22 protein-coding genes are annotated in these 23,557 nt (G+C 73.5%); 13 read left to right on the top strand and 9 right to left on the bottom strand.

The genetic code is table 11. The features are described from left to right. Positions 1-89: 89 nt before the first annotated feature. Both polA and ABTY20_RS01455 read left to right on the top strand, forming a co-directional pair. Positions 90-2,819 carry a DNA polymerase I gene (gene polA, locus ABTY20_RS01460; RefSeq protein WP_351994966.1) on the top strand — a complete coding sequence of 910 codons (2,730 nt, stop codon included), beginning with the start codon at positions 90-92 and terminating at the stop codon, positions 2,817-2,819. Positions 2,820-3,045: 226 nt separating this feature from the next. Then, on the top strand, positions 3,046-3,465 hold the full coding sequence (locus ABTY20_RS01455; RefSeq protein WP_351994965.1) for a hypothetical protein: 420 nt from the start codon (positions 3,046-3,048) through the stop codon (positions 3,463-3,465). On the opposite strand, the gene ABTY20_RS01450 is transcribed toward ABTY20_RS01455, so the two are convergent. Further along, complete coding sequence (locus ABTY20_RS01450) at positions 3,389-4,243, bottom strand: DUF4184 family protein (protein ID WP_351994964.1); 855 nt, start codon at positions 4,241-4,243, stop codon at positions 3,389-3,391. The two genes, ABTY20_RS01455 and ABTY20_RS01450, sit on opposite strands and share 77 nt — an antisense overlap. 284 nt (positions 4,244-4,527) lie before the next feature. On the opposite strand from ABTY20_RS01450, the gene ABTY20_RS01445 reads away from it, so the two are divergent. Continuing rightward, the gene (locus tag ABTY20_RS01445; protein WP_351994963.1) at positions 4,528-6,312 is read left to right on the top strand and encodes a lytic transglycosylase domain-containing protein; all 1,785 of its coding nucleotides are present in this window, start codon (positions 4,528-4,530) and stop codon (positions 6,310-6,312) included. 19 nt (positions 6,313-6,331) lie between these two features. On the opposite strand, the gene hrpB is transcribed toward ABTY20_RS01445, so the two are convergent. Further along, positions 6,332-8,899 carry an ATP-dependent helicase HrpB gene (hrpB, locus tag ABTY20_RS01440; RefSeq protein ID WP_351994962.1) on the bottom strand — a complete coding sequence of 856 codons (2,568 nt, stop codon included), beginning with the start codon at positions 8,897-8,899 and terminating at the stop codon, positions 6,332-6,334. Positions 8,900-8,903: 4 nt separating this feature from the next. Beyond that, on the bottom strand, positions 8,904-9,716 hold the full coding sequence (locus ABTY20_RS01435) for a class I SAM-dependent methyltransferase (RefSeq protein WP_351995134.1): 813 nt from the start codon (positions 9,714-9,716) through the stop codon (positions 8,904-8,906). Positions 9,717-10,086: 370 nt separating this feature from the next. Between ABTY20_RS01435 and rpsA the strand changes: the two genes are divergently transcribed. From rpsA to ABTY20_RS01415, 4 genes are all read left to right on the top strand, one after another. Continuing rightward, positions 10,087-11,580, top strand: coding sequence for a 30S ribosomal protein S1 (rpsA, locus tag ABTY20_RS01430; protein ID WP_351994961.1), 1,494 nt, complete (start codon positions 10,087-10,089; stop codon positions 11,578-11,580). Positions 11,581-11,770: 190 nt separating this feature from the next. Continuing rightward, positions 11,771-12,709, top strand: a complete 939-nt coding sequence (locus ABTY20_RS01425) for a PAC2 family protein (protein WP_351994960.1) — start codon at positions 11,771-11,773, stop codon at positions 12,707-12,709. A gap of 31 nt (positions 12,710-12,740) precedes the next feature. Beyond that, entirely contained in the window at positions 12,741-13,352 is a 612-nt protein-coding gene (gene coaE / locus ABTY20_RS01420; protein WP_351994959.1) for a dephospho-CoA kinase, read from the top strand. 50 nt (positions 13,353-13,402) lie between these two features. Further along, a complete protein-coding gene (locus tag ABTY20_RS01415) occupies positions 13,403-13,783 on the top strand; it encodes a tetratricopeptide repeat protein (protein ID WP_142196007.1) in 381 nt (126 codons plus the stop codon). A gap of 9 nt (positions 13,784-13,792) precedes the next feature. Here ABTY20_RS01415 and ABTY20_RS01410 read toward each other — a convergent pair whose 3' ends face one another. Further along, positions 13,793-14,056 (bottom strand): DUF6343 family protein, encoded by a 264-nt coding sequence (locus ABTY20_RS01410; protein ID WP_351994958.1) that lies wholly within the window; start codon positions 14,054-14,056, stop codon positions 13,793-13,795. Between the two features lie 147 nt (positions 14,057-14,203). On the opposite strand from ABTY20_RS01410, the gene ABTY20_RS01405 reads away from it, so the two are divergent. Then, complete coding sequence (locus ABTY20_RS01405) at positions 14,204-14,890, top strand: class I SAM-dependent methyltransferase (RefSeq protein WP_351994957.1); 687 nt, start codon at positions 14,204-14,206, stop codon at positions 14,888-14,890. A gap of 15 nt (positions 14,891-14,905) precedes the next feature. On the opposite strand, the gene ABTY20_RS01400 is transcribed toward ABTY20_RS01405, so the two are convergent. Beyond that, positions 14,906-15,550 (bottom strand): RNA-binding S4 domain-containing protein, encoded by a 645-nt coding sequence (locus ABTY20_RS01400; protein ID WP_351994956.1) that lies wholly within the window; start codon positions 15,548-15,550, stop codon positions 14,906-14,908. Positions 15,551-15,624: 74 nt separating this feature from the next. Here ABTY20_RS01400 and ABTY20_RS01395 point away from each other — a divergent pair, with 74 nt between their 5' ends. The 4 genes from ABTY20_RS01395 to glpK all read left to right on the top strand — a co-directional run bounded on the left by ABTY20_RS01395 (position 15,625) and on the right by glpK (position 19,891). Continuing rightward, complete coding sequence (locus ABTY20_RS01395; protein ID WP_351994955.1) at positions 15,625-16,347, top strand: uracil-DNA glycosylase; 723 nt, start codon at positions 15,625-15,627, stop codon at positions 16,345-16,347. Positions 16,348-16,378: 31 nt separating this feature from the next. Further along, positions 16,379-17,347 (top strand): prolyl aminopeptidase, encoded by a 969-nt coding sequence (gene pip / locus ABTY20_RS01390; RefSeq protein WP_351994954.1) that lies wholly within the window; start codon positions 16,379-16,381, stop codon positions 17,345-17,347. 171 nt (positions 17,348-17,518) lie between these two features. Beyond that, positions 17,519-18,352, top strand: coding sequence for an MIP/aquaporin family protein (locus ABTY20_RS01385; RefSeq protein WP_351995133.1), 834 nt, complete (start codon positions 17,519-17,521; stop codon positions 18,350-18,352). Between the two features lie 21 nt (positions 18,353-18,373). Continuing rightward, the gene (gene glpK / locus ABTY20_RS01380; protein WP_351994953.1) at positions 18,374-19,891 is read left to right on the top strand and encodes a glycerol kinase GlpK; all 1,518 of its coding nucleotides are present in this window, start codon (positions 18,374-18,376) and stop codon (positions 19,889-19,891) included. Positions 19,892-19,912: 21 nt separating this feature from the next. On the opposite strand, the gene ABTY20_RS01375 is transcribed toward glpK, so the two are convergent. Continuing rightward, the gene (locus tag ABTY20_RS01375) at positions 19,913-20,104 is read right to left on the bottom strand and encodes a hypothetical protein (protein ID WP_351994952.1); all 192 of its coding nucleotides are present in this window, start codon (positions 20,102-20,104) and stop codon (positions 19,913-19,915) included. Positions 20,105-20,237: 133 nt separating this feature from the next. Between ABTY20_RS01375 and ABTY20_RS01370 the strand changes: the two genes are divergently transcribed. Then, on the top strand, positions 20,238-21,371 hold the full coding sequence (locus ABTY20_RS01370; RefSeq protein ID WP_351994951.1) for a glutathione-independent formaldehyde dehydrogenase: 1,134 nt from the start codon (positions 20,238-20,240) through the stop codon (positions 21,369-21,371). Here the strand turns inward: ABTY20_RS01370 and ABTY20_RS01365 are convergent. The 3 genes from ABTY20_RS01365 to ABTY20_RS01355 all read right to left on the bottom strand — a co-directional run bounded on the left by ABTY20_RS01365 (position 21,344) and on the right by ABTY20_RS01355 (position 23,338). Beyond that, positions 21,344-21,847 (bottom strand): GNAT family N-acetyltransferase, encoded by a 504-nt coding sequence (locus tag ABTY20_RS01365; protein ID WP_351994950.1) that lies wholly within the window; start codon positions 21,845-21,847, stop codon positions 21,344-21,346. The genes ABTY20_RS01370 and ABTY20_RS01365 overlap by 28 nt on opposite strands. Continuing rightward, complete coding sequence (locus ABTY20_RS01360; RefSeq protein WP_351994949.1) at positions 21,844-22,257, bottom strand: RidA family protein; 414 nt, start codon at positions 22,255-22,257, stop codon at positions 21,844-21,846. The genes ABTY20_RS01365 and ABTY20_RS01360 overlap by 4 nt, the downstream gene beginning before the upstream one ends. 115 nt (positions 22,258-22,372) lie before the next feature. Beyond that, complete coding sequence (locus ABTY20_RS01355; protein ID WP_351994948.1) at positions 22,373-23,338, bottom strand: expansin EXLX1 family cellulose-binding protein; 966 nt, start codon at positions 23,336-23,338, stop codon at positions 22,373-22,375. Between the last annotated feature and the right edge of the window lie 219 nt (positions 23,339-23,557).

Here is a 23,557-nt window from a genome sequence, read left to right as displayed (position 1 = left end):
GCGGGGACGGGACGGGGCGCAGGGGGCGGATCGGCCCCACGGCCCACGCCCGCCCCCCGCTGTCGGTGCCACGTGGCAGGATCGGACACGTGGCAGACACAGCATCGAAGAAGACCGACCAGACTCCCGACGGAGCCCGCCCCCGACTGATGCTCATGGACGGGCACTCCCTCGCGTACCGCGCGTTCTTCGCGCTGCCCGCGGAGAACTTCACCACCGCGACGGGCCAGCCGACGAACGCGATCTACGGCTTCGCGTCGATGCTGGCCAACACCCTCCGTGACGAGGCGCCCACCCACTTCGCCGTCGCCTTCGACGTCTCCCGCAGGACATGGCGCTCGGAGGAGTTCACCGAGTACAAGGCGAACCGCTCCAAGACCCCGGACGAGTTCAAGGGCCAGGTCGAGCTGATCGGCGAGCTGCTCGACGCGATGCACGCCGCCCGCTTCGCCGTCGAGGGCTTCGAGGCGGACGACATCATCGCCACCCTCGCCACCCAGGCCGAGGCCGAGGGCTTCGAGGTGCTGATCGTCACCGGCGACCGGGACTCCTTCCAGCTGGTCTCCGAGCGCACCACGGTGCTGTACCCGACGAAGGGCGTCTCCGAGCTGACCCGGTTCACCCCGGAGAAGGTCGTCGAGAAGTACGGTCTGACCCCCGCGCAGTACCCCGACTTCGCGGCGCTGCGCGGTGACCCGTCGGACAACCTGCCCGGCATCCCCGGCGTGGGCGAGAAGACGGCCGCGAAGTGGATCAACCAGTTCGGTTCCTTCGCGGAGCTGGTCGAGCGCGTCGACGAGGTCAAGGGCAAGGCCGGGCAGAACCTGCGCGACCACCTGGAGGCGGTCAAGCTCAACCGCCGCCTCACCGAGCTGGAGCGCGCGGTCGAGCTGCCCCGGGGCGTCCTCGACCTGGAGCGGACCGCCTACGACCGCAAGGCCGTGACGATGATCCTGGACACCCTGGAGATCAGGAACCCGTCGCTGCGGGAGCGGCTGTTCGCCGTCGACCCGGGCGCGGAGGAGACCGGGGCCGCCGCCCCGGCCGTCGAGGCCGGCGTGGAGCTGGACGGCACGGTGCTGGGCACCGGCGAACTGGCCGGCTGGCTCACCGGGCACGGCGCCGGACCGCTCGGCGTCGCCACGGTCGACACCTGGGCCCTGGGCACCGGCTCGGTCACCGAGATCGCGCTGGCCACGTCCGCCGGACCGGCCGCCTGGTTCGACCCGGCCGAGCTGGACGAGGCCGACGAGCGGGCGTTCTCGGCCTGGCTCGCCGACGCGGACCGGCCCAAGGTGTTCCACAACGCCAAGGGCGCGATGCGGGTCTTCGCCGAGCACGGCTGGACCATCGAGGGCGTCACCATGGACACCGCGCTCGCCGCGTACCTGGTGAAGCCGGGCCGCCGCTCCTTCGACCTGGACGCGCTCTCCCTGGAGTACCTGCACCGCGAGCTGGCGCCCGCCGCCACGCCCGACGGCCAGCTGGCCTTCGGCGCGGACGACGGCGCCCAGGCCGAGGCGCTGATGGTGCAGGCCCGCGCCGTCCTCGACCTGGGGGAGGCCTTCGAGGGCCGCCTGGCGGAAGTGGGCGCGGCCGACCTGCTCCGCGACATGGAGCTGCCCACGTCCGCGCTGCTCGCCCGCATGGAGCGGCACGGCATCGCGGCCGACCGGGAGCACCTCCAGGCGATGGAGCAGATGTTCGCGGGCGCCGTGCAGCAGGCGGTGAAGGAGGCGCACGCGGCGGCGGGGCACGAGTTCAACCTGGGCTCGCCCAAGCAGCTCCAGGAGGTCCTCTTCGGCGAGCTGGCGCTGCCGAAGACGAAGCGGACGAAGACCGGCTACACCACGGACGCCGACGCCCTGGCCTGGCTCGCCACACAGACCGACAACGACCTTCCGGTGATCATGCTCCGCCACCGTGAGCAGGCGAAGCTGCGGGTCACCGTCGAGGGCCTGATCAAGACGATCGCCGCGGACGGCCGCATCCACACCACGTTCAACCAGACCGTCGCCGCGACGGGCCGGCTGTCCTCGACCGACCCCAACCTCCAGAACATCCCCGTCCGCACGGACGAGGGCCGCGCGATCCGCCGCGGCTTCGTCGTCGGAGAGGGCTTCGAGTCCCTCCTCACCGCCGACTACAGCCAGATCGAGCTGCGCGTGATGGCCCACCTCTCCGAGGACGCCGGCCTGATCGAGGCGTTCACCTCGGGCGAGGACCTGCACACCACGGCGGCCGCGCAGGTGTTCTCGGTCGAGCGGTCCGCGGTGGACGCGGAGATGCGCCGCAAGATCAAGGCGATGTCGTACGGGCTGGCGTACGGGTTGTCGGCCTTCGGCCTCTCCCAGCAGCTGAACATCGAGGCGGCGGAGGCGCGCGCCCTGATGGACGCGTACTTCGAGCGCTTCGGCGGCGTGCGGGACTACCTGCGCCGGGTCGTCGACGAGGCCCGGGCCACCGGCTACACGGCGACGCTCTTCGGCCGCCGCCGCTACCTGCCCGACCTCAACAGCGACAACCGCCAGCGCCGCGAGGCGGCGGAGCGCATGGCGCTGAACGCGCCGATCCAGGGTACGGCGGCGGACATCGTCAAGATCGCCATGCTGAACGTGGACCGGGCGCTGCGCGAGGCGGACCTGAACTCCCGCATGCTCCTGCAGGTCCACGACGAGATCGTGCTGGAACTGGCCCCCGGCGAGCGCGCCGCGGTGGAGGACCTGGTCCGCCGGGAGATGTCCGGCGCGGTCCGGCTCCGGGTCCCCCTGGGCGTCTCGGTGGGCGCGGGCTCCGACTGGGAGTCAGCGGCCCACTGACCCGCCGGGGCGGGGCCGGGACACGCCGGCCCCGCCCTCGGCACGCCCCCCCCGCGACGGCGAGCACCACGGCGCGCCCCCGGCGGTGCCGGGTGCGGCCGTACCCCGCGGGGCGCCGCCCACGCCCGCCGCCCACGCCCGCCCCCTGCCGTCCCCGGAGGGGGCCTTCACCCGCGTGGCCCTTGCGGGAAAGCCGCCGTCCGCACGGGCGGACACCATGCCATGCATGGGTATACGCATGCTTCACCGCAGAGCGGCACCCCCGCGCCCCGGCGGGCCCACGGTGTTCCCGTCGGTTCCGGTCTTCGCGGCCGCCGCAAGTACCGCCCGCACCCCCGCCACCCTCACGACCGCGCTGCGGAACGCCACGGCGGACCTCGGCCGCCGTATCGGCGACGGCCGCCGGAGAACCGGCCGCACCCCCACCACCGGGAGCCCCGTGGGCGAGCAGCCGCCGTGGCGGCTGTGGGCCGAGCTGGCCCACGCCCACCTCACCCTCGTCCTCACCCTGCTGTCCCGGCCCCGCCCGGTCCGCACCGTCACCGTGTTCGTCGCGGCGGGCGACCCCCTCAGCGCGCACCCGTACGGCTCGGCCGCCGCGCACCGCCGGCCGCAGGGACCCCCGTGGCCGGACGCCGCGCCCTGACGGTCACCGCGTACACCGGCAGCGCGAGGACCAGTCCCGCGCCCGCGCCGAAGCACACCGTCGGAATCAGTTCCCAGGGCTTCGCGACCGGACCCCAGTGGGCCCACCACCGCGAGGCCCGCTGCACCGCGGCCACCACCGCGCACCCGCCGAGCAGCGCGACGGCCCACCACCGGTCCCCGGCGGAGAGCGGGGGCACCCCCACGGGACCGGCCCCGGTGGCCGGCCGCCGCAGCGCCCGCGCCACGAACAGCGCGATCACGACCGCGGCCACCGCCGAACCGCCGTACTGCAGGTACCAGTACAGCGGCGACCCCGCCACCTCCTCGCCCAGCACGGGGAACACCCGCATCCCCCACCGGTCGAGATGCGTGAACGCGTCCCAGACCACATGCGTCGACGCCCCCGCAACGGCCGAGACGTACCAGCGCGCCACCGACGACGGCCGCAGCCGCGCACGCGGCGCCCCGCAGCGCAGCAGCGCCGCCACCCGCCCCTGCCGGTCCCGCGGCAACAGCGCCACCAGCGGTTCGCGCACCAGCAGCCACAGCCCCACCAGCGCCCAGGCGATGAGCACATCGACCGTGAACACGCCCCGGAACGCGTGGGTGACGTCACCGAACCCCATCGCCCCGGCATGGACACTCGCCGCGTAATAGGTCATGTCGGGAGCGAAGCTGCCCGCGACCAGCACGGCGGGGACCAGGGGGCCCCGCCCGCTCCCGTCCGTGCGCACGGCGGGCAGCACCGCCGCCGCGTGGCTCAGCGTGAACGGCAAGGCGGCTCCTCGTGGCGGTGGTCGGCCGCACCCGCGGCCCCCTCGGTCGGCAGGCCCAGTATGCGGGACGCCCCGCACCGGCCCCCGCCCCCCGGGAACGTGGCCAACCGGTGAATATCGGTCATGAACGGGTGTGCGGACAAGGGAAGTTGTCATAGGGTCGCGAGGGCCGCCGTGCCGGATGTCCACAGGAGGGCAACCGATGGGGCGGGCAGATCGTCACACCAGGGCGAACACGACACAGGCTGACGGACGCCACGGCGTCCACGGGAGGGGTTCACTCTATGGCGGCGCAATTCGGCAGGAGGCTGCGCAAGGGAGTGACGACCACCGCCGTCGCCGCGGCGGCGGTGGCGGCCCTGGCCGCGTCCCAGGCTCCGGGCGCGACCACCGACGACCAGGACAGACAGACCACGTCGGACACCACACCCTCGCCCGAGGAGACCGAAGCCGCCGGCGCGACCGGCAACTCGCCGTACTACACGGACCTCCCGCCGCTCGACAGCCCCAACCCCGCCCCGTCCGCGAGCACCGGAACGGACGTGTCCGGCGTGGCCGAGGCCGGCATCCCCGCGACCGTCCTCGACGCCTACAAGAAGGCCGAGGCCGAGCTGCGCGAGAAGAAGCCCGGCTGCAACCTGCCCTGGCAACTGCTCGCCGCCATCGGCAAGGTGGAGTCCGGTCAGGCCCGCGGCGGACGCGTCGGCGCCGACGGCACCACCCTCTCGCCCATCCTCGGCCCCCAGCTCGACGGCAACGGCTTCGCCCTCATCAAGGACACCGACGGCGGCGCCTACGACGGCAACAGCTCCTACGACCAGGCCGTCGGCCCCATGCAGTTCATCCCCTCCACCTGGGAGTGGGCGGGCCGCGACGGCAACGGCGACGGCCGCGAGGACCCCAACAACATCTACGACGCCGCCCTCGCCGCCGGCCACTACCTGTGCCGCTTCGGCTGGGACCTGTCCGACCAGCGCGACCTCGACCGGGCGATCCTCAGCTACAACAACTCGACGGAGTACCTGAACACCGTCATGTCGTGGCTGGAGTACTACCGCAGGGGCACCCACGAGATCCCCGACGGCACCGGCACGCTCCCCACGGACCGCAGCGACGGCCGCGGCGTCGCGTTCCGGCCCTCCTCGAGGACGCCGGCCGTCCCGTCGGTGCCGAAGCCCCGTCCCCAGCCCGACGACAAGCCGGGCGGATCCACCCCGGGCCCCCAGCGGCCCGGCCCCGGCGACCCGGCCCCCAAGCCGCCCACCACCCCGCCCACCCCCACCGACACGGTGGACCACCTGGAGGACGCCGGCACCGCGACGCTCACCGCGATGGCGGGCGACGCGTTCACCGAACGGATCAGCACCCGCGCGGAGACGGACACCGGCAAGGCCGTGGCCAAGGTGCGGATCCGGTTCACCGTCGTCGGCGACACCGACACCACCTTCGCCGGCGGCGAGAGCGTGGCCACCGTGCTCACCGACGGCTCGGGCGTCGCCGTCGCCCCCGCGCTCCGGGCGGGCGAGAAGACCGGTCCCGTCACTGTCCGGGCCACCGTGGCCGGCCGCATCGTCAAGGGCGTCTCCTACCGGGCGACGGTCACCGAGCGCGCCGCCGACACCCTCGTGCGCACCGGTACGAAGGAGCTGACCTGCGCGCCGGGCGGCGAGTTCGCGGACGCGGTCGAGCTGAGGGCCACGTACGGGGGCGCGGTCGCCGACGGGGTCGCCGCCACCGCGACGCTGGTCACGTCGGCCGAGGACGGGACCGAGAACGACAAGGGCCCCTACTTCAAGGACGCCGACGGCAGGGCCGTACGCACCCTGGGCGGTCTGACGACGGACGCGGACGGCCTGCTGAAACTGCCTCAGCTGTACGCGGACGACGCCGCGGGCACGTTCCTGCTCCGCGTCACCACCGCGGGCGGAGCGACCGTCACGGTCGAGCTGACCGTGGTGGCGGCGCCGGACGGGACGGAGACGGGCGGGACGGGAACGGGCGGCACGGAGCCGGCCGGGACGGATTCCCCGGCCCCGTCCACCAGTCCGTCGGCGAGCCCCGCCCCCTGACGGGACCGGGACGGACGGATCACCGCCGGAGCCGGGCGTTGGTGTGACGGGTCGGCTCGGCGGTGGCCGGATCCTCCGGCCACGGGTGCCTGGGGTAGCGCCCGCGCAGTTCGGCCCGCACGCCCCGGTAGCCGTCCCGCCAGAACGAGGCGAGGTCGGCGGTCACGGCGGCGGGCCGCCCGGCCGGGGACAGCAGGTGCACCAGCAGCGGCACCCCGGCCACCCGCGGCGACTCCTGGAGGCCGAACATCTCCTGCAGCTTCACGGCGAGCACCGGCTGCTCCGGGTCGGAGTAGTCGATCCGGATCCCGGACCCGCTGGGTACGGTGATCCGCTCGGGGGCGAGCTCGTCGAGCCGTACGGCCTCGCCGGAGGCCCAGGGCAGCAGCCGCGCGAGCGCCTGCCCGGCGTCGATCCGCGCGAGGTCGGCCCGTCGCCGGGCCCGGCTCAGTTCCGGCTCCAGCCACTCCGCCGCCCGTGCGTGCAGCGCCTCGTCGGACACGTCGGGCCACGGCGCACCGAGCCGGCCGTGCAGGAACGCCAGCCGCTGCCGCAGCACGGTCGCCCCGGCCGACCGGCGCAGCAGCCCGAACCCCTCCTGCCGCAGCCCCTCCAGCAGCGCGGCCCGTACGAGCGAGGGGTCGGCGTCGGCGTACGGCCGCACGGCCACCTCGACCGCCCCGAGCCGCTCGACCCGCCGCGCGACGACGTCCCCGTCCCTCCAGCCCACCTCCTCCCGCTCCTCGGCCAGCGCCCCCGCCGCGGCCCGCGCGACCCCCTCGTCCACGACGGCCCCGAGCCGCACGCGCGCGTGCCCCCGCCCCACGGGCCGGTCGGCCACGGCGACGGCGACCCACTCGGCCCCCCGCAACCGCGATCCCGCCCCCACCTCGGCCCGCGTCCCGCCCACCATCAGGTACGAACCGCCCTCCGCGCGCCCCACCCGCTCGGGAAAGGCCAGCGCGACGACGAGCCCGGCCCGCCGGTCCTCGTCCGACGGCCCGGAGGGCCGTGCGGCGGGCGGGCCGCCGTCCCCGTCGGCCGTCGGCCGGGGGGAGGCGGCCGGTGCGGGTTCGGGCGAGGGCTCGCGGACCAGCCCGCGGAGGCGGCCGGCCTCCCTGCGCCAGCGGGCGGCGTACGCGTCGCCGCCGCGCCGGGCGGCGCGCAGCGCGGCGGTGAGGTCGTCGCCGTACTCGCGCGGCGGCTCCTCGCCGATCAGGGCGACCACCTCGGCCGCGAGGTCCGGGCCCACCGCCGGCGCCGCGTCCAGCAGGGCGCGCCCCAGACGGGGGTGCAGGCCCAGACGGGCCAGCCGCGCCCCGCGCGCACCGGCCCGCCCGTCGGGGCCCACCGCGCCGATCGCCGTCAGGACGGAGCGGGCCGCCGCCATCGCCCCGGCCGGCGGGGGGTCCAGCAGCGCCAGCCCCGAGGCGTCCGGGTCGCCCCAGCAGGCAGCCTGGAGCGCGAACGCCGTCAGGTCGGCCACCTTGATCTCGGGGGAGGGGAACCGGGGCAGCCGCGCGTCCTCGGCCTCCGTCCAGCACCGGTACACCGTCCCCGGCGCCTCGCGTCCGGCCCGCCCCGCCCGCTGGAGCCCCGCCGCGCGGGAGGCCCGTACCGTCGTCAGCGCGCTGAGCCCCCGCGCGTGGTCCACGCGCGGCTCGCGCGCCAGCCCGGAGTCCACGACCACCCGCACCCCGGGAACCGTGAGCGACGACTCCGCGACGGAGGTCGCCAGCACCACCCGGCGCCGCTCCCCGACGGACAGCACCGCGTCCTGCACGGCGGCCGGCGCCCGTCCGTGCACCTGGAGCACGTCGACACCGCCGGGGTCCCCGAGCAGCCCGGCCACCCGGGCGATCTCGCCGACCCCCGGCAGGAACACCAGCACGTCCCCGTCCCGCTCCGCCAGCGCCCGCCGCACCACCGACGCCACGTGCGCCAGCAACGCCGGATCGACCCGCGTGCCGTGCGGCGGGCGCACCGTCCGCGCGGGCGGCGCCCACACCACGTCCACCGGGAACGCCGCGCCGTGCGCCTCGACCACCGGCGCGTCCCCCAGCAGCCGCGCCCAGCCCCGCGCGTCCGTCGTCGCCGACGCGGCCACCAGCCGCAGCTCCGGGCGCAGCGCCTGGCGCACGTCCCACAGGAACGCCGCCGCCGTGTCCGCGTCCAGGTGCCGCTCGTGGCACTCGTCGAGCACCACCACGTCCACCCCGGGCAGCTCCTGGTCGCGCTGGAGGCGCTGCAGGAGCACACCGGTCGTGACGACCTCCACGCGCGTGTCCCGCCCCACCGCCCGCTCCCCGCGCACGGTGAAACCGACCGACCCGCCGACCCGCTCGCCCAGCAGCCACGCCATCCGACGCGCCGCCGCGCGGGCCGCGATCCGCCGCGGCTCGGCGACCACCACCCGCCGCGCGGGCCCGCCCCCGAGCAGCCCCGCCAGCGCCAGGGGCACCAGGGTCGTCTTGCCGGTGCCGGGCGGCGCCACCAGCACGGCGGTGCCGTGCCGGTCGAGCGCGTCGGTCAGCCCCGGCAGGGCCTCGCGTACGGGAAGGGCGTCCAGGGCGTCGTCACGGATCACCCACTCAGTCTCGTACGCACACGAAGATCGCCGTCCCCGGGATCAGGTTCCCGCGCAGCGGCGACCAGCCGCCCCACTCGGAGGTGTTCCAGGCCGGCCACTCCGGCTCCACCAGGTCCACCAGCCGGAACCCCGAGGCGACGACGTCGCGGACCCGGTCCCCGAGCGTCCTGTGGTGCTCCACGTACACCGCGCGGCCCTTCTCGTCCTGCTCGACGTAGGGAGTGCGGTCGAAGTACGACGCGGACACGCTCAGCCCCTCCGCTCCCGGCTCGTCCGGGAACGCCCAGCGGATCGGGTGCGTGACCGAGAAGACCAGCCGGCCGCCGGGCCGCAGCACCCGCCGCACCTCGCGCAGCACCAGCCGCGGATCGGCCACGAAGGGCAGCGCCCCGTACGCCGAGCAGGCCAGGTCGAAGGAGCCGTCCGCGAACGGCAGTGCCCCCGCGTCGGCGCACACCAGCGGGACCGGCCCGCCGATCCGCAGCGCGTGCTGCAGCTGCCGGTGCGAGATGTCCAGCGCCACCGGCCGCGCCCCCTGCGCGGCCAGCCAGCGCGAGCACTGCGCCGCGCCGGCGCCCAGCTCCAGGACGTCCTTCCCCTTCAGCTCCTCCGGCGGGCCGAGCAGCTCGGCCTCCACCTCGTCCAGCCCCTCGGGACCCCACACGAAGCGGTCGTCGCCGAGGAACGTGCCGTGCTCGGTCTGGTACTCGTCCGCGTTGCGGTCCCACCAGCCCCGGTTGGCGCGTGAGCTCTCCACGACGCCGGCCTGCCGCCGGGTCGCCTCCGGTTCGGGCGCTTCGGGCTCTTGGATGATCGGCTCCCTCGTCGTACTCTTCCGTCCAGCCGGTCCCCCGGGCGTGTCGCCGGAGGGGGCTTCATGGCCCCTGCGCGGCCCAGGGAGACGGCAGTTGTGCCGGTTATGCGGCGATCCGCCCCGGGTGGGCGGCTTCGCGCATTGACCCTGCCCGGCAGCCCCCGTATGCTACAAGTTGCGCTGCGAGCCTGCGCGCCTCAGACGTAGCAGGCTGCGCTCGCATCTGTTGTATGTCCCCTCGGTTTTCGAGGCGTCATCACCAGTTCCTCCGGTGCGACGCTTCCTTGGCTGTCCGGCTTCTGCAGAGCGAAACGGGCTCCGGCGTAGCAGTACCTACGACTTCAATGTCCGTACCGGAGCCCTTTCCCACATGACGAGCAGCACCGAGACCACCGCCACCACCCCGCAGGTAGCGGTCAACGACATCGGTAACGAGGAAGCGTTCCTCGCAGCGATCGACGAGACGATCAAGTACTTCAACGACGGCGACATCGTCGACGGCGTCATCGTGAAGGTCGACCGGGACGAGGTCCTGCTCGACATCGGTTACAAGACCGAAGGCGTTATCCCGAGCCGCGAGCTCTCGATCAAGCACGATGTCGACCCCAACGAGGTCGTCGCCGTCGGTGACGAGATCGAAGCCCTCGTTCTCCAGAAGGAGGACAAGGAAGGCCGCCTGATCCTCTCGAAGAAGCGCGCCCAGTACGAGCGCGCCTGGGGCACCATCGAGAAGATCAAGGAAGAGGACGGGATCGTCACCGGTACCGTCATCGAGGTCGTCAAGGGTGGTCTCATCCTCGACATCGGCCTCCGCGGCTTCCTCCCGGCCTCCCTGGTCGAGATGCGCCGGGTCCGCGACCTCCAGCCCTACGTGGGCAAGGAGCTCGAGGCCAAGATCATCGAGCTGGACAAGAACCGCAACAACGTGGTCCTGTCCCGCCGTGCCTGGCTGGAGCAGACCCAGTCCGAGGTCCGCCAGACGTTCCTCACCACCCTCCAGAAGGGTCAGGTCCGTTCCGGCGTCGTCTCCTCGATCGTCAACTTCGGTGCCTTCGTGGACCTGGGTGGCGTCGACGGTCTGGTCCACGTCTCCGAGCTGTCCTGGAAGCACATCGACCACCCCTCCGAGGTCGTCGAGGTCGGCCAGGAGGTCACGGTCGAGGTCCTCGACGTCGACATGGACCGCGAGCGCGTCTCCCTGTCGCTGAAGGCGACCCAGGAAGACCCGTGGCAGCAGTTCGCCCGCACCCACCAGATCGGCCAGGTCGTGCCCGGCAAGGTCACGAAGCTGGTTCCGTTCGGTGCGTTCGTCCGCGTGGACGAGGGCATCGAGGGTCTGGTCCACATCTCCGAGCTGGCCGAGCGCCACGTGGAGATCCCGGAGCAGGTCGTCCAGGTCAACGACGAGATCTTCGTCAAGGTCATCGACATCGACCTCGAGCGCCGTCGCATCAGCCTCTCGCTGAAGCAGGCCAACGAGGCCTTCGGTGCCGACCCGACGGCGGTCGAGTTCGACCCGACCCTGTACGGCATGGCCGCGTCCTACGACGACCAGGGCAACTACATCTACCCCGAGGGCTTCGACCCCGAGACCAACGACTGGCTCGAGGGCTACGAGGCTCAGCGCGAGGCGTGGGAGACCCAGTACGCCGAGGCGCAGCAGCGCTTCGAGCAGCACCAGGCGCAGGTCATCAAGTCCCGCGAGGCGGACGAGAAGGCCGCTGCCGAGGGTGGCGAGGACGCCGCTCCGGCCGCGTCCGGCGGCGGTTCGTACTCCTCCGAGGGCGGCGACCAGTCCGGTGCGCTGGCTTCGGACGAGGCGCTGGCCGCGCTGCGCGAGAAGCTGGCCGGCGGCCAGAGCTGATCGCTTTGCGCTGAGGCCCAGGCGTTGACCGAGGGGCCGTACCTTTCGAGGTACGGCCCCTCGGTGCTGCGTTCCGGGGCGCGGGCCGGCGGAGGGGCGTCGTGCCCGCGCCCCCGGCGGCCCTCCTCACCGGGAATCTCCGTGGCGCGTGCCACGTTGTGGTGTACGGACACGAGGAGGAGCGGTCACTGTGCTTGATCCGCAGGGTTTGTACGCATGGGAGCCGAAGGGGCTCGGCGTCGTCGACATGGCGCTGGCCCAGGAGTCGGCCGGACTTGTCATGCTCTACCACTTCGACGGATACATCGACGCGGGGGAGACCGGGGAGCAGATCGTCGACCGGGTGCTCGACTCGCTGCCCCACCAGGTGGTCGCCCGGTTCGACCACGACCGGCTCGTCGACTACCGCGCCCGGCGCCCGCTGCTGAGCTTCACCCGCGACCGGTGGACCGACTACGAGGTGCCCGCCCTCGAGGTGCGCCTCGTCCAGGACGCCACCGGAGCCCCCTTCCTGCTGCTCTCGGGACCCGAACCGGACGTGGAGTGGGAGCGCTTCGCCGCCGCCGTCCAGCAGATCGTGGAGCGGCTCGGGGTGCGCCTGTCGGTGAACTTCCACGGCATCCCCATGGGCGTCCCGCACACCCGGCCCGTCGGCCTCACCCCGCACGGCAACCGCGCCGACCTGGTCCCGGTGGCCGGCAGCGTCTTCGACGAGGCGCAGGTGCCCGGCAGCGCCGAGGCGCTCATCGAGTACCGGCTCATGCAGGCCGGGCACGACGTCCTGGGCGTCGCCGCGCACGTGCCCCACTACATCGCCCGTTCCCGGTACCCGGACGCGGCACTGACCGCCCTGGAGGCCATCACGGCCGCGACGGGACTGGTCCTGCCCGGTGTCGCGCACGCGCTGCGCACCGACGCCCACCGCACCCAGACGGAGATCGACCGCCAGATCAGGGAGGGCGACGACGAACTCACCGCCCTCGTCCAAGGCCTCGAGCACCAGTACGACGCGGCGGCGGGCGCGGAGACCCGGGGCAACATGCTCGCCGAACCGGCGGAGATCCCCTCGGCGGACGAGATCGGCCGCGAGTTCGAACGCTTCCTGGCGGAGCGGGAGGGCGACGGCTGACGCCCTCCCGGCACCCCCTAGGCTGCCTCCCATGCTGAAAGTGGGCCTGACCGGCGGGATCGGTGCCGGCAAGAGCGAGGTGTCGCGGCTGCTCGTCGCGTGCGGGGCCGTGCTGATCGACGCGGACCGCATCGCGCGTGAGGTCGTCGAGCCGGGGACACCCGGCCTGGCGGCGGTCGTGGACGCCTTCGGCACGGAGATCCTCACCGAGGACGGCCGGCTCGACCGGCCCGCGCTGGGCTCCATCGTCTTCGCCGACCCGGAGAGACTGGCCGTCCTCAACTCGATCGTCCACCCCTTGGTGGGCGCGCGCTCCCGTGAGCTGGAGGGGGCCGCCGCCGAGGACGCCGTCGTGGTCCACGACGTCCCCCTCCTCACGGAGAACGGCCTGGCCCCCCTCTACGACCTCGTGATCGTCGTCGACGCCAGCCCCGAGACCCAGCTCGACCGGCTCGTCGGCCGGCGCGGCATGACGGCGGAGGACGCACGCGCGCGGATGGCCGCCCAGGCGACCCGCGAGCAGCGCCGGGAGATCGCCGACATCGTCATCGACAACGACGTCCCCCTGGACGAGCTGGAACGGCGCGTCCGGGACGTGTGGTCCGGGCTCGTCCGCCGGGCGCGGACCTCCTATCCGGAATAGCGGGCGCCGGACGGGGCGTTGAACCCGTCCAGCGAGGGAAGGATTCCGCCGTGCCCGAGACCAGCGGTTCGACCGGACGTACGCCGGAGACGCACGTCATCGACTTCCGTGCCGCCGAGCACCTGCTCGCCTCCCGGGACCCCAGGGGCGCGGTGAAACTGCTCGACGGCGTCATAGACGTCCACCCGGAGAACACCGCCGCCCGGCTGCTGCGCGCCCGCGCCTTCTTCGCGGCGGCCCAGCTGCGCCCCGCGGAGCTGGAGTTCTCCCTCGTCCTGGAGCGCGAGCCGGACAACGCCTTCGCCCACTTCGCGCTCGCCCGCACCTACCAGCGGCAGGGCCGTCCCCACCCGGCCAAGCGCCACTTCCGGCTGGCGGCCGCGCTGGACCCGAACCCGGAGTACCTGAAGGCGGCCCGCTTCGACGCGTGACGGCCCGCGCTACGGGCGGCTTTCCGGTGGCCGGTACGGGGGCACGTCGCGCCCCGGCTGGTAGTGCGGGCCCTGGCGGACGTGCCGCAGGACGACGACCAGGTCGACCGTGACGACCAGCCACAGCAGCCCGCAGACGAGGGCCCAGCCCGGATGCCCCGCGAGCGCGAACGCCACCGTCCCGGACACCGTCCAGACCACGCCCCACACACTCAGCCAGAACCGCATCCGCAGAGCACTGCGCGCGGTCGTCGGCTCACTCCCCGTACGCATCGCGATCACCGCCCCGTCCGCACCGGCCCTCCGGTCCCGGGTTCCCGGAACCGCCCCCAGGGCCACGCGTCACTCGGTCGGGTGAACCGGCGGGGGAGCGGGAACGGGTGTGCGGACGCGGACCGTTCGACGGGCATGGAACTTGAAATGCGTGAGGGCTACGAGGGAACGGGTCCCGGGGCGATCACCCCGGACGGCTGCGCTGTGGAGCTGTACGCGCGGCTGCCCGTCGGGGACGAACCGGACGTCATCGCCGCCGCGGTGCCGGCGCGGGCGCGGATCCTGGAGCTGGGCAGCGGAGTGGGGCGGATGACCCACGCGCTGCTGGAGCGCGGCTTCGAGGTCACGGCGGTGGACGAGTCCGCCGAGATGCTGGAGCGGGTGCGCGGGGCGCGGACGATATGCGGCCCCATAGAGCGGCTCGACCTCGGCGAGACGTTCGACGTGGTGCTGCTCGCGTCGTTCCTGGTGCACGCGGGGGACGTCGAGGTGCGACGGGGCCTGCTGCGCACCTGCGCGCGGCATCTGGCGAAGGACGGGTGCGTGCTGATCCAGCGGGAGGGCGAGGACTACCACACCAATGTGCCGCGCGAGCGGGTCGACCCGGCCGGCTTCACCGTGCGGATCGTGTCGACGGAGCCGGTGGGCGACGGCGTCGACTCGGTGCACGCGGAGTACGTCTTCCCGGACGCGACCTGGACCCAGACGTTCCGCTCCCGTCCCCTGACGAGGGAGCAGTTCGAGGAGGCGCTGGCCGAGGCGGGCCTGAAGGTGGACCGGTACCTGACGGAGGACAGGACGTGGGTGAGGGCGGTGCCGATGTCCGGAACCTGAGCGCGCGGCCCGCGGTCACGGCCGGGCCGCACCGCCGGCCCCCCTGCCACGGGTCTTGCGCCCACCACCGGCCGCCCCGCGTCCGGCGGACCCGCCACGCCCACCGCCCGTGCCGAGTCCGGCGGCCCCGCCGGTCCCGCCGCGCCCGCCGGACGCGGCCCCCGGGTCACCGCTGCCGCCCGGTCCGCCGGGCCCCGCGTACCCACCGAACGGGCCGGGCCCGCCCAGCCCCCGCAGCCGCTCCATCTCCCGGCGGTCGCGCTTGGTGGGGCGGCCCGCGCCGCGGTCGCGGACGCCGGCCGGGGCGACGGCCTCGCGGGGCGGGGGCGGCGGGGAGTTGTCGATGTAGCACTGGACGGCCACCGGGGCGCCGACCCGCTTGCGGATCAGCCGCTTGACGACGACGATCCGCTCCCGGGTCTCGGCCCGCAGCCGCACCTCGTCACCGACGCGCAGGGAGTGCGAGGGTTTCACCCGCTCGCCGTTCACCCGGACGTGCCCTCCCTTGCAGGAGGCGGCGCCGAGCGAACGTGTCCTGACCAGCCGCACCGACCAGATCCAGCTGTCGATCCGCACGGACCCGCCACTGCCCGGACCGGCCGCCTCGGCGGCGGCCACGGCGGCGGCGACCTCGGGGTCCTCGGCACTCTCAGAAGCCATGGTCCCGACCATAACTCCCGGACCCGGCCGGCGGTGCGGGGTTTTCGCCCGCCCCGCACGCCTACGGTGGAACCATGGATCCCCGTGGCCTCGACCGGCTCGACCGGCGCATCGCCGGCTGCCGTGCCTGCCCCCGGCTGGTCGACTGGCGGGAGGAGGTCGCCCGTACCAGGAGGGCCGCGTTCGCGGACTGGACGTACTGGGGCAGGCCGGTGCCCGGCTTCGGTCCGGCGGACGCCCGGCTGCTGATCGTCGGCCTGGCGCCCGCCGCCCACGGCGGCAACCGCACCGGCCGGATGTTCACCGGGGACCGTTCCGGGGACGTGCTGTACCGGGCGCTGTACGACGTGGGGCTCGCCTCGCAGCCGGACTCCACCCACGCCGGGGACGGCCTGGAGCTGTACGGGGTGCGCGTCACCTCGCCCGTGCACTGCGCCCCGCCCGCCAACAAGCCCACCCCCGAGGAGCGGGACGCCTGCCGGCCCTGGCTGGTGCAGGAGCTGCACCTGCTCCGGCCGACGGTGCGGGCCGCGCTCGTACTGGGGGCCTTCGGCTGGCAGGCCGCGCTGCCCGCGTTCGCCGAGGCCGGCTGGACCGTGCCCCGCCCCCGGCCCGCCTTCGCGCACGGCGCCCACGTCACCCTGGACGCCCCCGACGGGCCCGGCCTGGACCTCTTCGGCTGCTTCCACGTCAGCCAGCGCAACACCTTCACCGGACGCCTCACCCCCGAGATGCTCCGCGAGGTCCTGCGCGCGGCGGCCGGGGCGGCGGGTCTGCCCGTCCGGAAACAGGGGTGAGCCGTCCCTCCGACGGCACTACGGTGTCCCGATGGCCAGGTATCCGGAGATCGAACCCTACGACCACGGCATGCTCGACGTCGGTGACGGCAACCGCGTGTACTGGGAGACCAGCGGCAACCCGCGGGGAAAGCCCGCGGTGGTGCTGCACGGCGGACCGGGCTCCGGCGCCGGGGCCGGCCTGCGGCGCTACTTCGACCCGGCCGCCTACCGCATCGTGCTGCTCGACCAGCGCGGCGCCGGTCGTTCGACACCGCCCGCGAGCGACCACGCCACCGACATGGGCGTCAACACGACCGACCACCTCATGGCGGACCTGGAGCGGCTGCGCACCCACCTCGGCATCGAGCGGTGGCTGGTGTGGGGCGCGTCGTGGGGCTCGGTGCTCGCACTGCGGTACGCGCAGACCCACCCCGGGGTCGTGTCCGAGCTGGTGCTGACCGCGGTCGCCACCGGCTCCCGGGCCGAAGTGGCCCTGCTGACCCGCGGACTGGGACGGTTCTTCCCGCGGGCCCACGAACGGTTCCTCGCCGCGTTGCCCGCCGGCGAACGCGACGGAGACCTGGCCGCCGCCTGCAACCGGCTGCTGGAGTCACCCGACCCGCGGGTCCGGGAACGGGCCGCGAAGGCCTGGACCGACTGGGAGACGGCGACGATCCCCGCACCCCCGGACTCGGTCGAGCGCTTCCGGGATCCGGTGTTCCGCATGGGCTTCGCCCGTACCGTCACCCACTACTGGGGCAACGGCCACTTCCTCGGCGACGAGGACGACGGCGAGGGGGTCGTCCTGCGCGACGCCCACCTCCTCGAGGGCATCCCGGGCACCCTGGTCCAGGGCAGCCTCGACTTCGGCAACCTCCTCGGCATCGTCTGGCGCCTCCACCACGCCTGGCCGGACAGCGAGCTGACGATCGTGGACGAGGCCGGCCACGACGCGGGCGACGCGGGTGACGACGCACTGGTGGCGGCGACGGACCGGTACGCGCGCCGTAGCGGGTGACCGCCGTCCCGCTTACTCCGGGAGAGGGAAAACCGGCTCTGCACAGGCATGATCCGCACGGTGGACATACGCTTCCGGCGAGGGAGGGGAAAGCGGAATTCCAGCCGAGGAGGACCGGTGGCCGAACGCACCGTGAAAAGACGAGGCCATCGTGAAGGCGTCCTCGGTGAGATGCTCGCCGAATTCCTGGGCACGTTCGTCCTGCTTCTGCTGGGGATCGGATCCGTGGCCGTGGCCGTCGTGGGACTGCCCGGCTCGGGCCGGCAGGCGGTGGACTTCGGGCCCGCCAACTGGCTCATCATCGCGTGGGCGTGGGGATTCGCCGTGGTGTTCGGCGTCTACGTGGCCGGCGGTGTCAGCGGCGCCCACCTCAATCCCGCGGTGACCTTCGCCTTCGCCGTGCGTCGGGACTTCCCCTGGCGGAAGGTGCTGCCCTACTGGTTCGCGCAGGTCCTGGGCGCCTTCGTCGCCGCCGCGCTCGTCTACGCCTGCTACCGGTGGGCGATCGACGCGGCCAACGCGAAGGAGGGGATCACGCGGGAGGAATCGCTGGGCACGTATTCCATCTTCGCCACGTTCCCCGCCGAATACTTCGGGAATTCCTGGTGGGGTCCCCTGCTCGACCAGATCGTCGGAACGGGAATCCTGCTCCTGCTGATCTGCGCGCTCATCGACACGCGCAACACGGCTCCGGCGGCGAATCTCCACCCGTTCCTCATCGGTCTGGTGGTCGTCGTCATCGGCATGGCCTTCGGCACCAACGCCGGATACGCGATCAATCCCGCACGCGATTTCGGTCCCCGGCTGTTCACCTTCTTCGAGGGCTGGGGGGCGATCGCGCTGCCCGGGTCGTTCGAATGGTTCAGCGGCTACTGGTGGATTCCCGTCGTCGGCCCGCTCATCGGCGGGGTCCTCGGGACCCTCGTGTACGACCTGCTCATCGGCCCCGTGCTCAGGGCGAGGTCGGAGAAGGCCGAAGAGGGCCCGGCCACCGAAGAACCCTAGGCACACCAGGAGGTGGCAGTGATGCCCGAATTCGTCGGCGCCGTGGACCAGGGGACCACCAGCACCCGCTTCATGATCTTCGACCACTCCGGCAACGAGGTGGCCCGGCACCAGCTCGAACACCAGCAGATCCTCCCGCGGTCGGGGTGGGTCGAGCACGACCCGGTGGAGATCTGGGAGCGCACCAACACGGTGATCCAGAACGCCCTCCGCGGCGGCGGGCTGTCGGCCGCCGACCTGGCGGCCATCGGCATCACCAACCAGCGCGAGACGACCGTCGTCTGGGACCCGCGCACCGGCCGCCCCTACCACAACGCCATCGTCTGGCAGGACACCCGCACCGACAGCATCGCCGCCGCCCTGGAGCGCGACGGCCACGGCGACGTCATCCGCCGCAAGGCCGGTCTGCCGCCGGCCACCTACTTCTCCGCCGGCAAGATCAAGTGGCTGCTGGAGAACGTGGACGGGCTGCGCGAGGCCGCCGAGGCGGGCCACGCGCTGTTCGGCAACACCGACGCCTGGGTGCTGTGGAACCTCACCGGCGGCCCGAACGGCGGGGTGCACGCCACCGACGTGACCAACGCCAGCCGCACCATGCTGATGAACCTGGAGACCCTGGACTGGGACGGCGAACTCCTGGACGTCTTCGGCATCCCCCGCGCGATGCTGCCGGCCGTCCACCCCTCGTCCGACCCCGAGGCGTACGGCACGGCCCGCACCTCCCGGCCGCTGGGCGCCGCCGTCCCGATCACCGGAGTCCTGGGCGACCAGCACGCGGCGACCGTCGGCCAGGTCTGCTTCTCGCCCGGCGAGGCCAAGAACACCTACGGCACCGGCAACTTCCTGGTCCTCAACACCGGCACCGAACCGGTGCGCTCGGAGCACGGACTGCTCACCACGGTGGCGTACCAGTTCGCGGGCAGTCCCGCGGTGTACGCGCTGGAGGGCTCCATCGCCGTCACCGGCGCCGCCGTGCAGTGGCTGCGCGACCAGCTGAAGATCATCAGGAGCGCCCCGGAGAGCGAGCAGCTGGCCCGTCAGGTGGAGGACAACGGCGGGATGTTCTTCGTCCCGGCCTTCTCCGGCCTCTTCGCCCCGTACTGGCGCTCCGACGCCCGGGGCGCCATGGTCGGCCTGGCCCGCTACAACACCGGCGCGCACCTCGCGCGGGCCACGCTGGAGGCCATCTGCTACCAGAGCCGTGACGTGGTCGAGGCCATGGAGCAGGACTCGGGCGTCCACCTGGACGTGCTCAAGGTCGACGGCGGCGTCACCGCGAACGACCTGTGCATGCAGATCCAGGCCGACGTCCTGGGCGTCCCGGTGAGCCGTCCCGTGGTCGCCGAGACCACCGCGCTGGGCGCCGCCTACGCCGCCGGGCTCGCCACCGGCTTCTGGCGCGACACCGACGAGCTGCGCTCCCACTGGCAGGAGTCGAAGCGCTGGGACCCGCAGTGGAGCGAGGAGCGGCGCCGAGACGGCTACCGGGACTGGAAGCGCGCCGTGGAGCGCACCCTGGACTGGGTCGAGATCACCTGATCCGCCCTCCGCGCCCGTACCTCAGCGGTCGGCGAGGTCCTCGCGGAGGCCGTCGGAGAACTCCCACCACGACAACGCGAGCCAGTCACCGTTGACGAAGGCGTCGACGGACGAGCCGCGGCCACGGACCGTCACGGTCGTTCCCGGCGGGTACACGGTGCCGGAGAGCCCCGGCACCGGGACGAGCAGGGTTCCCAGCCTCTGTGCTGCCATTTCCCGCCTCTTTCCGTTCTCGGTGCGGCATCGGACACGTATGTCCCCTGTCGCCGGACATTACCGGTTTGCCCGACCGCGTAGGCGGCGGAACCATGAGAGATGAGTCACGCGCGGAACGGAGGGCGCCGTCATGAAGGCCGTCGTGTACAAGGGACCGTTCAGTGTCGCGGTCGAGGACGTCGACAAACCGAGCATCCAGCACCCCAACGATGTGCTCGTGAAGGTCAGCTCCACCGCGATATGCGGTTCCGACCTGCACATGTACGAGGGCCGCACCTCGGCCGAGCCCGGCATCGTCTTCGGTCACGAGAACATGGGGATCATCGAGGAGGTCGGCCAGGGCGTCACCTCGCTGAAGGAGGGCGACCGCGTGGTCATGCCCTTCAACGTCGCCTGCGGATTCTGCCGCAACTGCGGCGAGGGGTTCACCGGGTACTGCACGACCGTCAACCCCGGTTTCCCGGGTGGCGCCTACGGCTACGTCTCCATGGGTCCCTGGAAGGGCGGCCAGGCCGAGTACCTGCGCGTCCCCTACGCCGACTTCAACTGCCTGCGGCTGCCGCCGGGCCAGGAGCACGAGACCGACTTCGTCCTGCTCGCCGACATCTTCCCCACCGGCTACCACGGCTGCGAACTCGCCCAGGTCCGCCCCGGCGAGAGCGTCGCGGTGTACGGCGCGGGACCGGTCGGGCTCATGGCCGCCTACTCGGCCCTGCTGCGCGGCGCGAAGAAGGTGTTCGTCGTGGACCGGGTCGCCGAGCGGCTGCGGAAGGCCGAGGAGATCGGCGCGGTCCCGGTCGACTTCGCCGAGGGCGACCCGGCCGAGCAGATCAAGGAGCAGACCGAGGGCATCGGCACCGACAAGGGCGTCGACGCCGTCGGCTACCAGGCGACGAAGGGAGGCACGGACCGCGAGGAGCCGGCGACGGTCCTGAACTCCCTCGTCAACACGGTCCGCGCCACCGGAGCACTCGGCGTGCCCGGCCTCTACGTCCCCTCCGACCCCGGAGCCCCGGACGAGCAGGCCAAGCAGGGCATGCTCCTCGTCGCGATCGGCAAGCTCTTCGAGAAGGGCCTGCGGGTGGGGACGGGGCAGTGCAACGTGAAGCGCTACAACCGGCAGCTGCGCGACATGATCATCGAGGGCAGGGCGAAGCCCAGCTTCGTGGTCTCCCACGAACTGCCCCTGGGTGAGGCGGCGTCGGCCTACGACAAGTTCGACAAGCGGATCGAGGGCTACACCAAGGTCGTACTGCACCCGTAGGGGCACCGGGCCCACGGCCGCCACACGTACCGCACGTCCGGCTCCCGCTCCTCGTTACCGGAGCCGTCCGTCCACTCCACGGCCGTGAAGCCGTGCCGCTCGTAGAAGCGGTGCGCGGGCGCGTTGACCTGGAAGGTCCACAGGGAGAGCCCTCCGGGGCTGCGCTCCTTGGCCAGGGCGACGAACCGGTCGCCGATCCTGCGCCCGCGCCACTCGGGGGCGAGGTACAGCTGGTCCAGCTCCTCGCCCTCCAGCACCATCACACCGACCACGTCCCCGTCCGCCGCCTGGGCGACCCACGTCTCCCGCGCCGGTACGAGCACCCGACGGAAGTGGTCCCGCACCTCGTCGTCGGACCGCGGCCGGACCACGCCGGGCAGCGCGGCGGCGAAGGACCGCAGCCAGACACCGGCCGCGGCCCCGGCGTCGGGGGGCAGCGCCCGGCGCAGGCGCACCGTCCGGTCACCGGTCGTCACGAGCCGGCGCCGTCCGGCACGACCGCCGTCGCGGTGATCTCCACGAGCTGTCCGGTGTACCCGAGGCAGGCCACACCGATCAGGGTCGACGCGTGCGGGCCCGCGCTCAGCCCGGACGCCTCGACCACCTCCCACACGGCGGAGAGCACCGCGGGCTCACCGCTCACGACGTACACGTCCGTCGCGACGACGTGGCCCGGATCGGAGCCCACCGCCCGCAACTGCTCCTCCAGGTTGGCGATCACCTGCCGGGCCTGACGCACCGGATCCCCCTCGCCCACCAGCCCCCCGTCGGCGTCCAGCGGGACCGACCCGGCGAGAAAGGCCAGTCGGGTGCCCGCCTCGACGACGGAGGCGTGCGCGTAGGCGGGCGGCGGGAAGAGCGTGGGGACGATGACGCGGCGGATCATGCGTGCTCCGATCAGGGAGAGGGCGGCCCCCCGATCCTGCGCGACCCGGCGAGGCGCCGCATCCGTATTTCGTCGGGCCCTCCTCGGCCGGGCCCTCCTCGGCCCCGGGACCGGGTCAGTGCCGGGCGAACTGGACGCCGGTCGGCTGGACGACGTCCGGGCGTACGGCGACGCCGTCGACGGTCAGCCGCTGGCCGTAGATGTCGGTGAGCCGGAGGGCGCCGCCGCAGCCGGTGCCGTCGGGGGAGAGGAAGTGGTTGTACTCGGTGCGGGCCAGCCGCTGCCATCCGGAGCCGGTGGCGACCTCGAGCCGGGCCAGCGGGTTGCGGTGGCCGATCGCCTGGATGCCGCACCAGTGGCTGCTGGAGCCGGTCTTGTAGCGGATCGAGAGGGTGCCGGACGTGCCGGGGCTGAGCAGGCTCCAGGTGACCTGGATCCTCCCGGCGGAGAGGCCGGCGAGTTCGGCGAAGGCCTCCCTGCTCAGGTCGAGCTGCCCGGGGGCGCAGGGCGCGGGGCACTCGTTGGTGATCCGGACCGTCACGGAGGCACCGCCGGACGCGCGGACCAGGACGTACGCCCCGCACGCCTTGGACGTCTCGTAGTCGGTGGTGTTCATCGCCGCGGTCATGCGGTCGGCGCTCGGACCGTACAGGCAGGCGCCGTCGCCGTCCCCGGCGTCGTAGTGGGTGGCGACTCCGCTGTAGGCGGTACCGGGCTTGATCCGCCCCGCCAGGGGCGCCCCGCCGGAGGCCGGGCGCGGGGCGGCCGTGGGGGCGCCGCCGCGCGACGGCCGGGCCGACGCCGTCGTCGCGGAGGGCTTCGGGGCGGACGGGGACGCGGTGGACGGCTCCGCCTGCGGTGTCCGCCCGGTCGCCGTGGACGAGGCGCTCGGCCGTGCGCCGGCACCGGAGCCGGTGGCGGCGGACGCGGACGCGGACGCGGCCCGCACGGTGTCGGATCCGCCGTCGCCGGTGAGGGCGACGACCAGCGATATGAGGAGTCCGGCGGTGGCCACGGCGACGGCCGGGACCAGCAGGCCGCGCCGCTTGCCGCGCGGACGGCGGTGGGAGGGGGATGCCACGGATGAGTCCTTACGTGGTGCGGGGGAACACACGCTTCCGACTCATCGGTCGTCACAGCCGCCGGAAAGGTTGCCGGGTTCCGGCGACCGGCCGGCTCTCCGCGGGGGTGTCCGTCACCCCGATGCGCGGGGCGCCGTCCCGGAGTGCGAAGTCCGCGTGGCCGCCCGCATCGTCACCTCCCGGAAACACGGCCGTTCACCTCCCTCCGGGAAAGCCGA

This window comes from Streptomyces sp. NPDC126497 (genome assembly GCF_040302425.1).
In the GTDB taxonomy this organism is placed as follows: domain Bacteria; phylum Actinomycetota; class Actinomycetes; order Streptomycetales; family Streptomycetaceae; genus Streptomyces.
Note: the sequence above shows the minus strand (reverse complement) of the source record. Positions and strands in the feature narration are given on the sequence as shown.

Coding starts and splice junctions, on each gene's coding strand:
- ABTY20_RS01455 (WP_351994965.1), top strand. CDS start 3,046: ATGGGTATACGCATGCTTCACCGCAGAGCGGCACCCCCGCGCCCCGGC.
- ABTY20_RS01445 (WP_351994963.1), top strand. CDS start 4,528: ATGGCGGCGCAATTCGGCAGGAGGCTGCGCAAGGGAGTGACGACCACC.
- rpsA (WP_351994961.1), top strand. CDS start 10,087: ATGACGAGCAGCACCGAGACCACCGCCACCACCCCGCAGGTAGCGGTC.
- coaE (WP_351994959.1), top strand. CDS start 12,741: ATGCTGAAAGTGGGCCTGACCGGCGGGATCGGTGCCGGCAAGAGCGAG.
- ABTY20_RS01410 (WP_351994958.1), bottom strand. CDS start 14,056: ATGCGTACGGGGAGTGAGCCGACGACCGCGCGCAGTGCTCTGCGGATG.
- ABTY20_RS01405 (WP_351994957.1), top strand. CDS start 14,204: ATGCGTGAGGGCTACGAGGGAACGGGTCCCGGGGCGATCACCCCGGAC.
- ABTY20_RS01400 (WP_351994956.1), bottom strand. CDS start 15,550: ATGGCTTCTGAGAGTGCCGAGGACCCCGAGGTCGCCGCCGCCGTGGCC.
- ABTY20_RS01395 (WP_351994955.1), top strand. CDS start 15,625: ATGGATCCCCGTGGCCTCGACCGGCTCGACCGGCGCATCGCCGGCTGC.
- pip (WP_351994954.1), top strand. CDS start 16,379: ATGGCCAGGTATCCGGAGATCGAACCCTACGACCACGGCATGCTCGAC.
- ABTY20_RS01385 (WP_351995133.1), top strand. CDS start 17,519: ATGCTCGCCGAATTCCTGGGCACGTTCGTCCTGCTTCTGCTGGGGATC.
- glpK (WP_351994953.1), top strand. CDS start 18,374: ATGCCCGAATTCGTCGGCGCCGTGGACCAGGGGACCACCAGCACCCGC.
- ABTY20_RS01375 (WP_351994952.1), bottom strand. CDS start 20,104: ATGGCAGCACAGAGGCTGGGAACCCTGCTCGTCCCGGTGCCGGGGCTC.
- ABTY20_RS01370 (WP_351994951.1), top strand. CDS start 20,238: ATGAAGGCCGTCGTGTACAAGGGACCGTTCAGTGTCGCGGTCGAGGAC.
- ABTY20_RS01360 (WP_351994949.1), bottom strand. CDS start 22,257: ATGATCCGCCGCGTCATCGTCCCCACGCTCTTCCCGCCGCCCGCCTAC.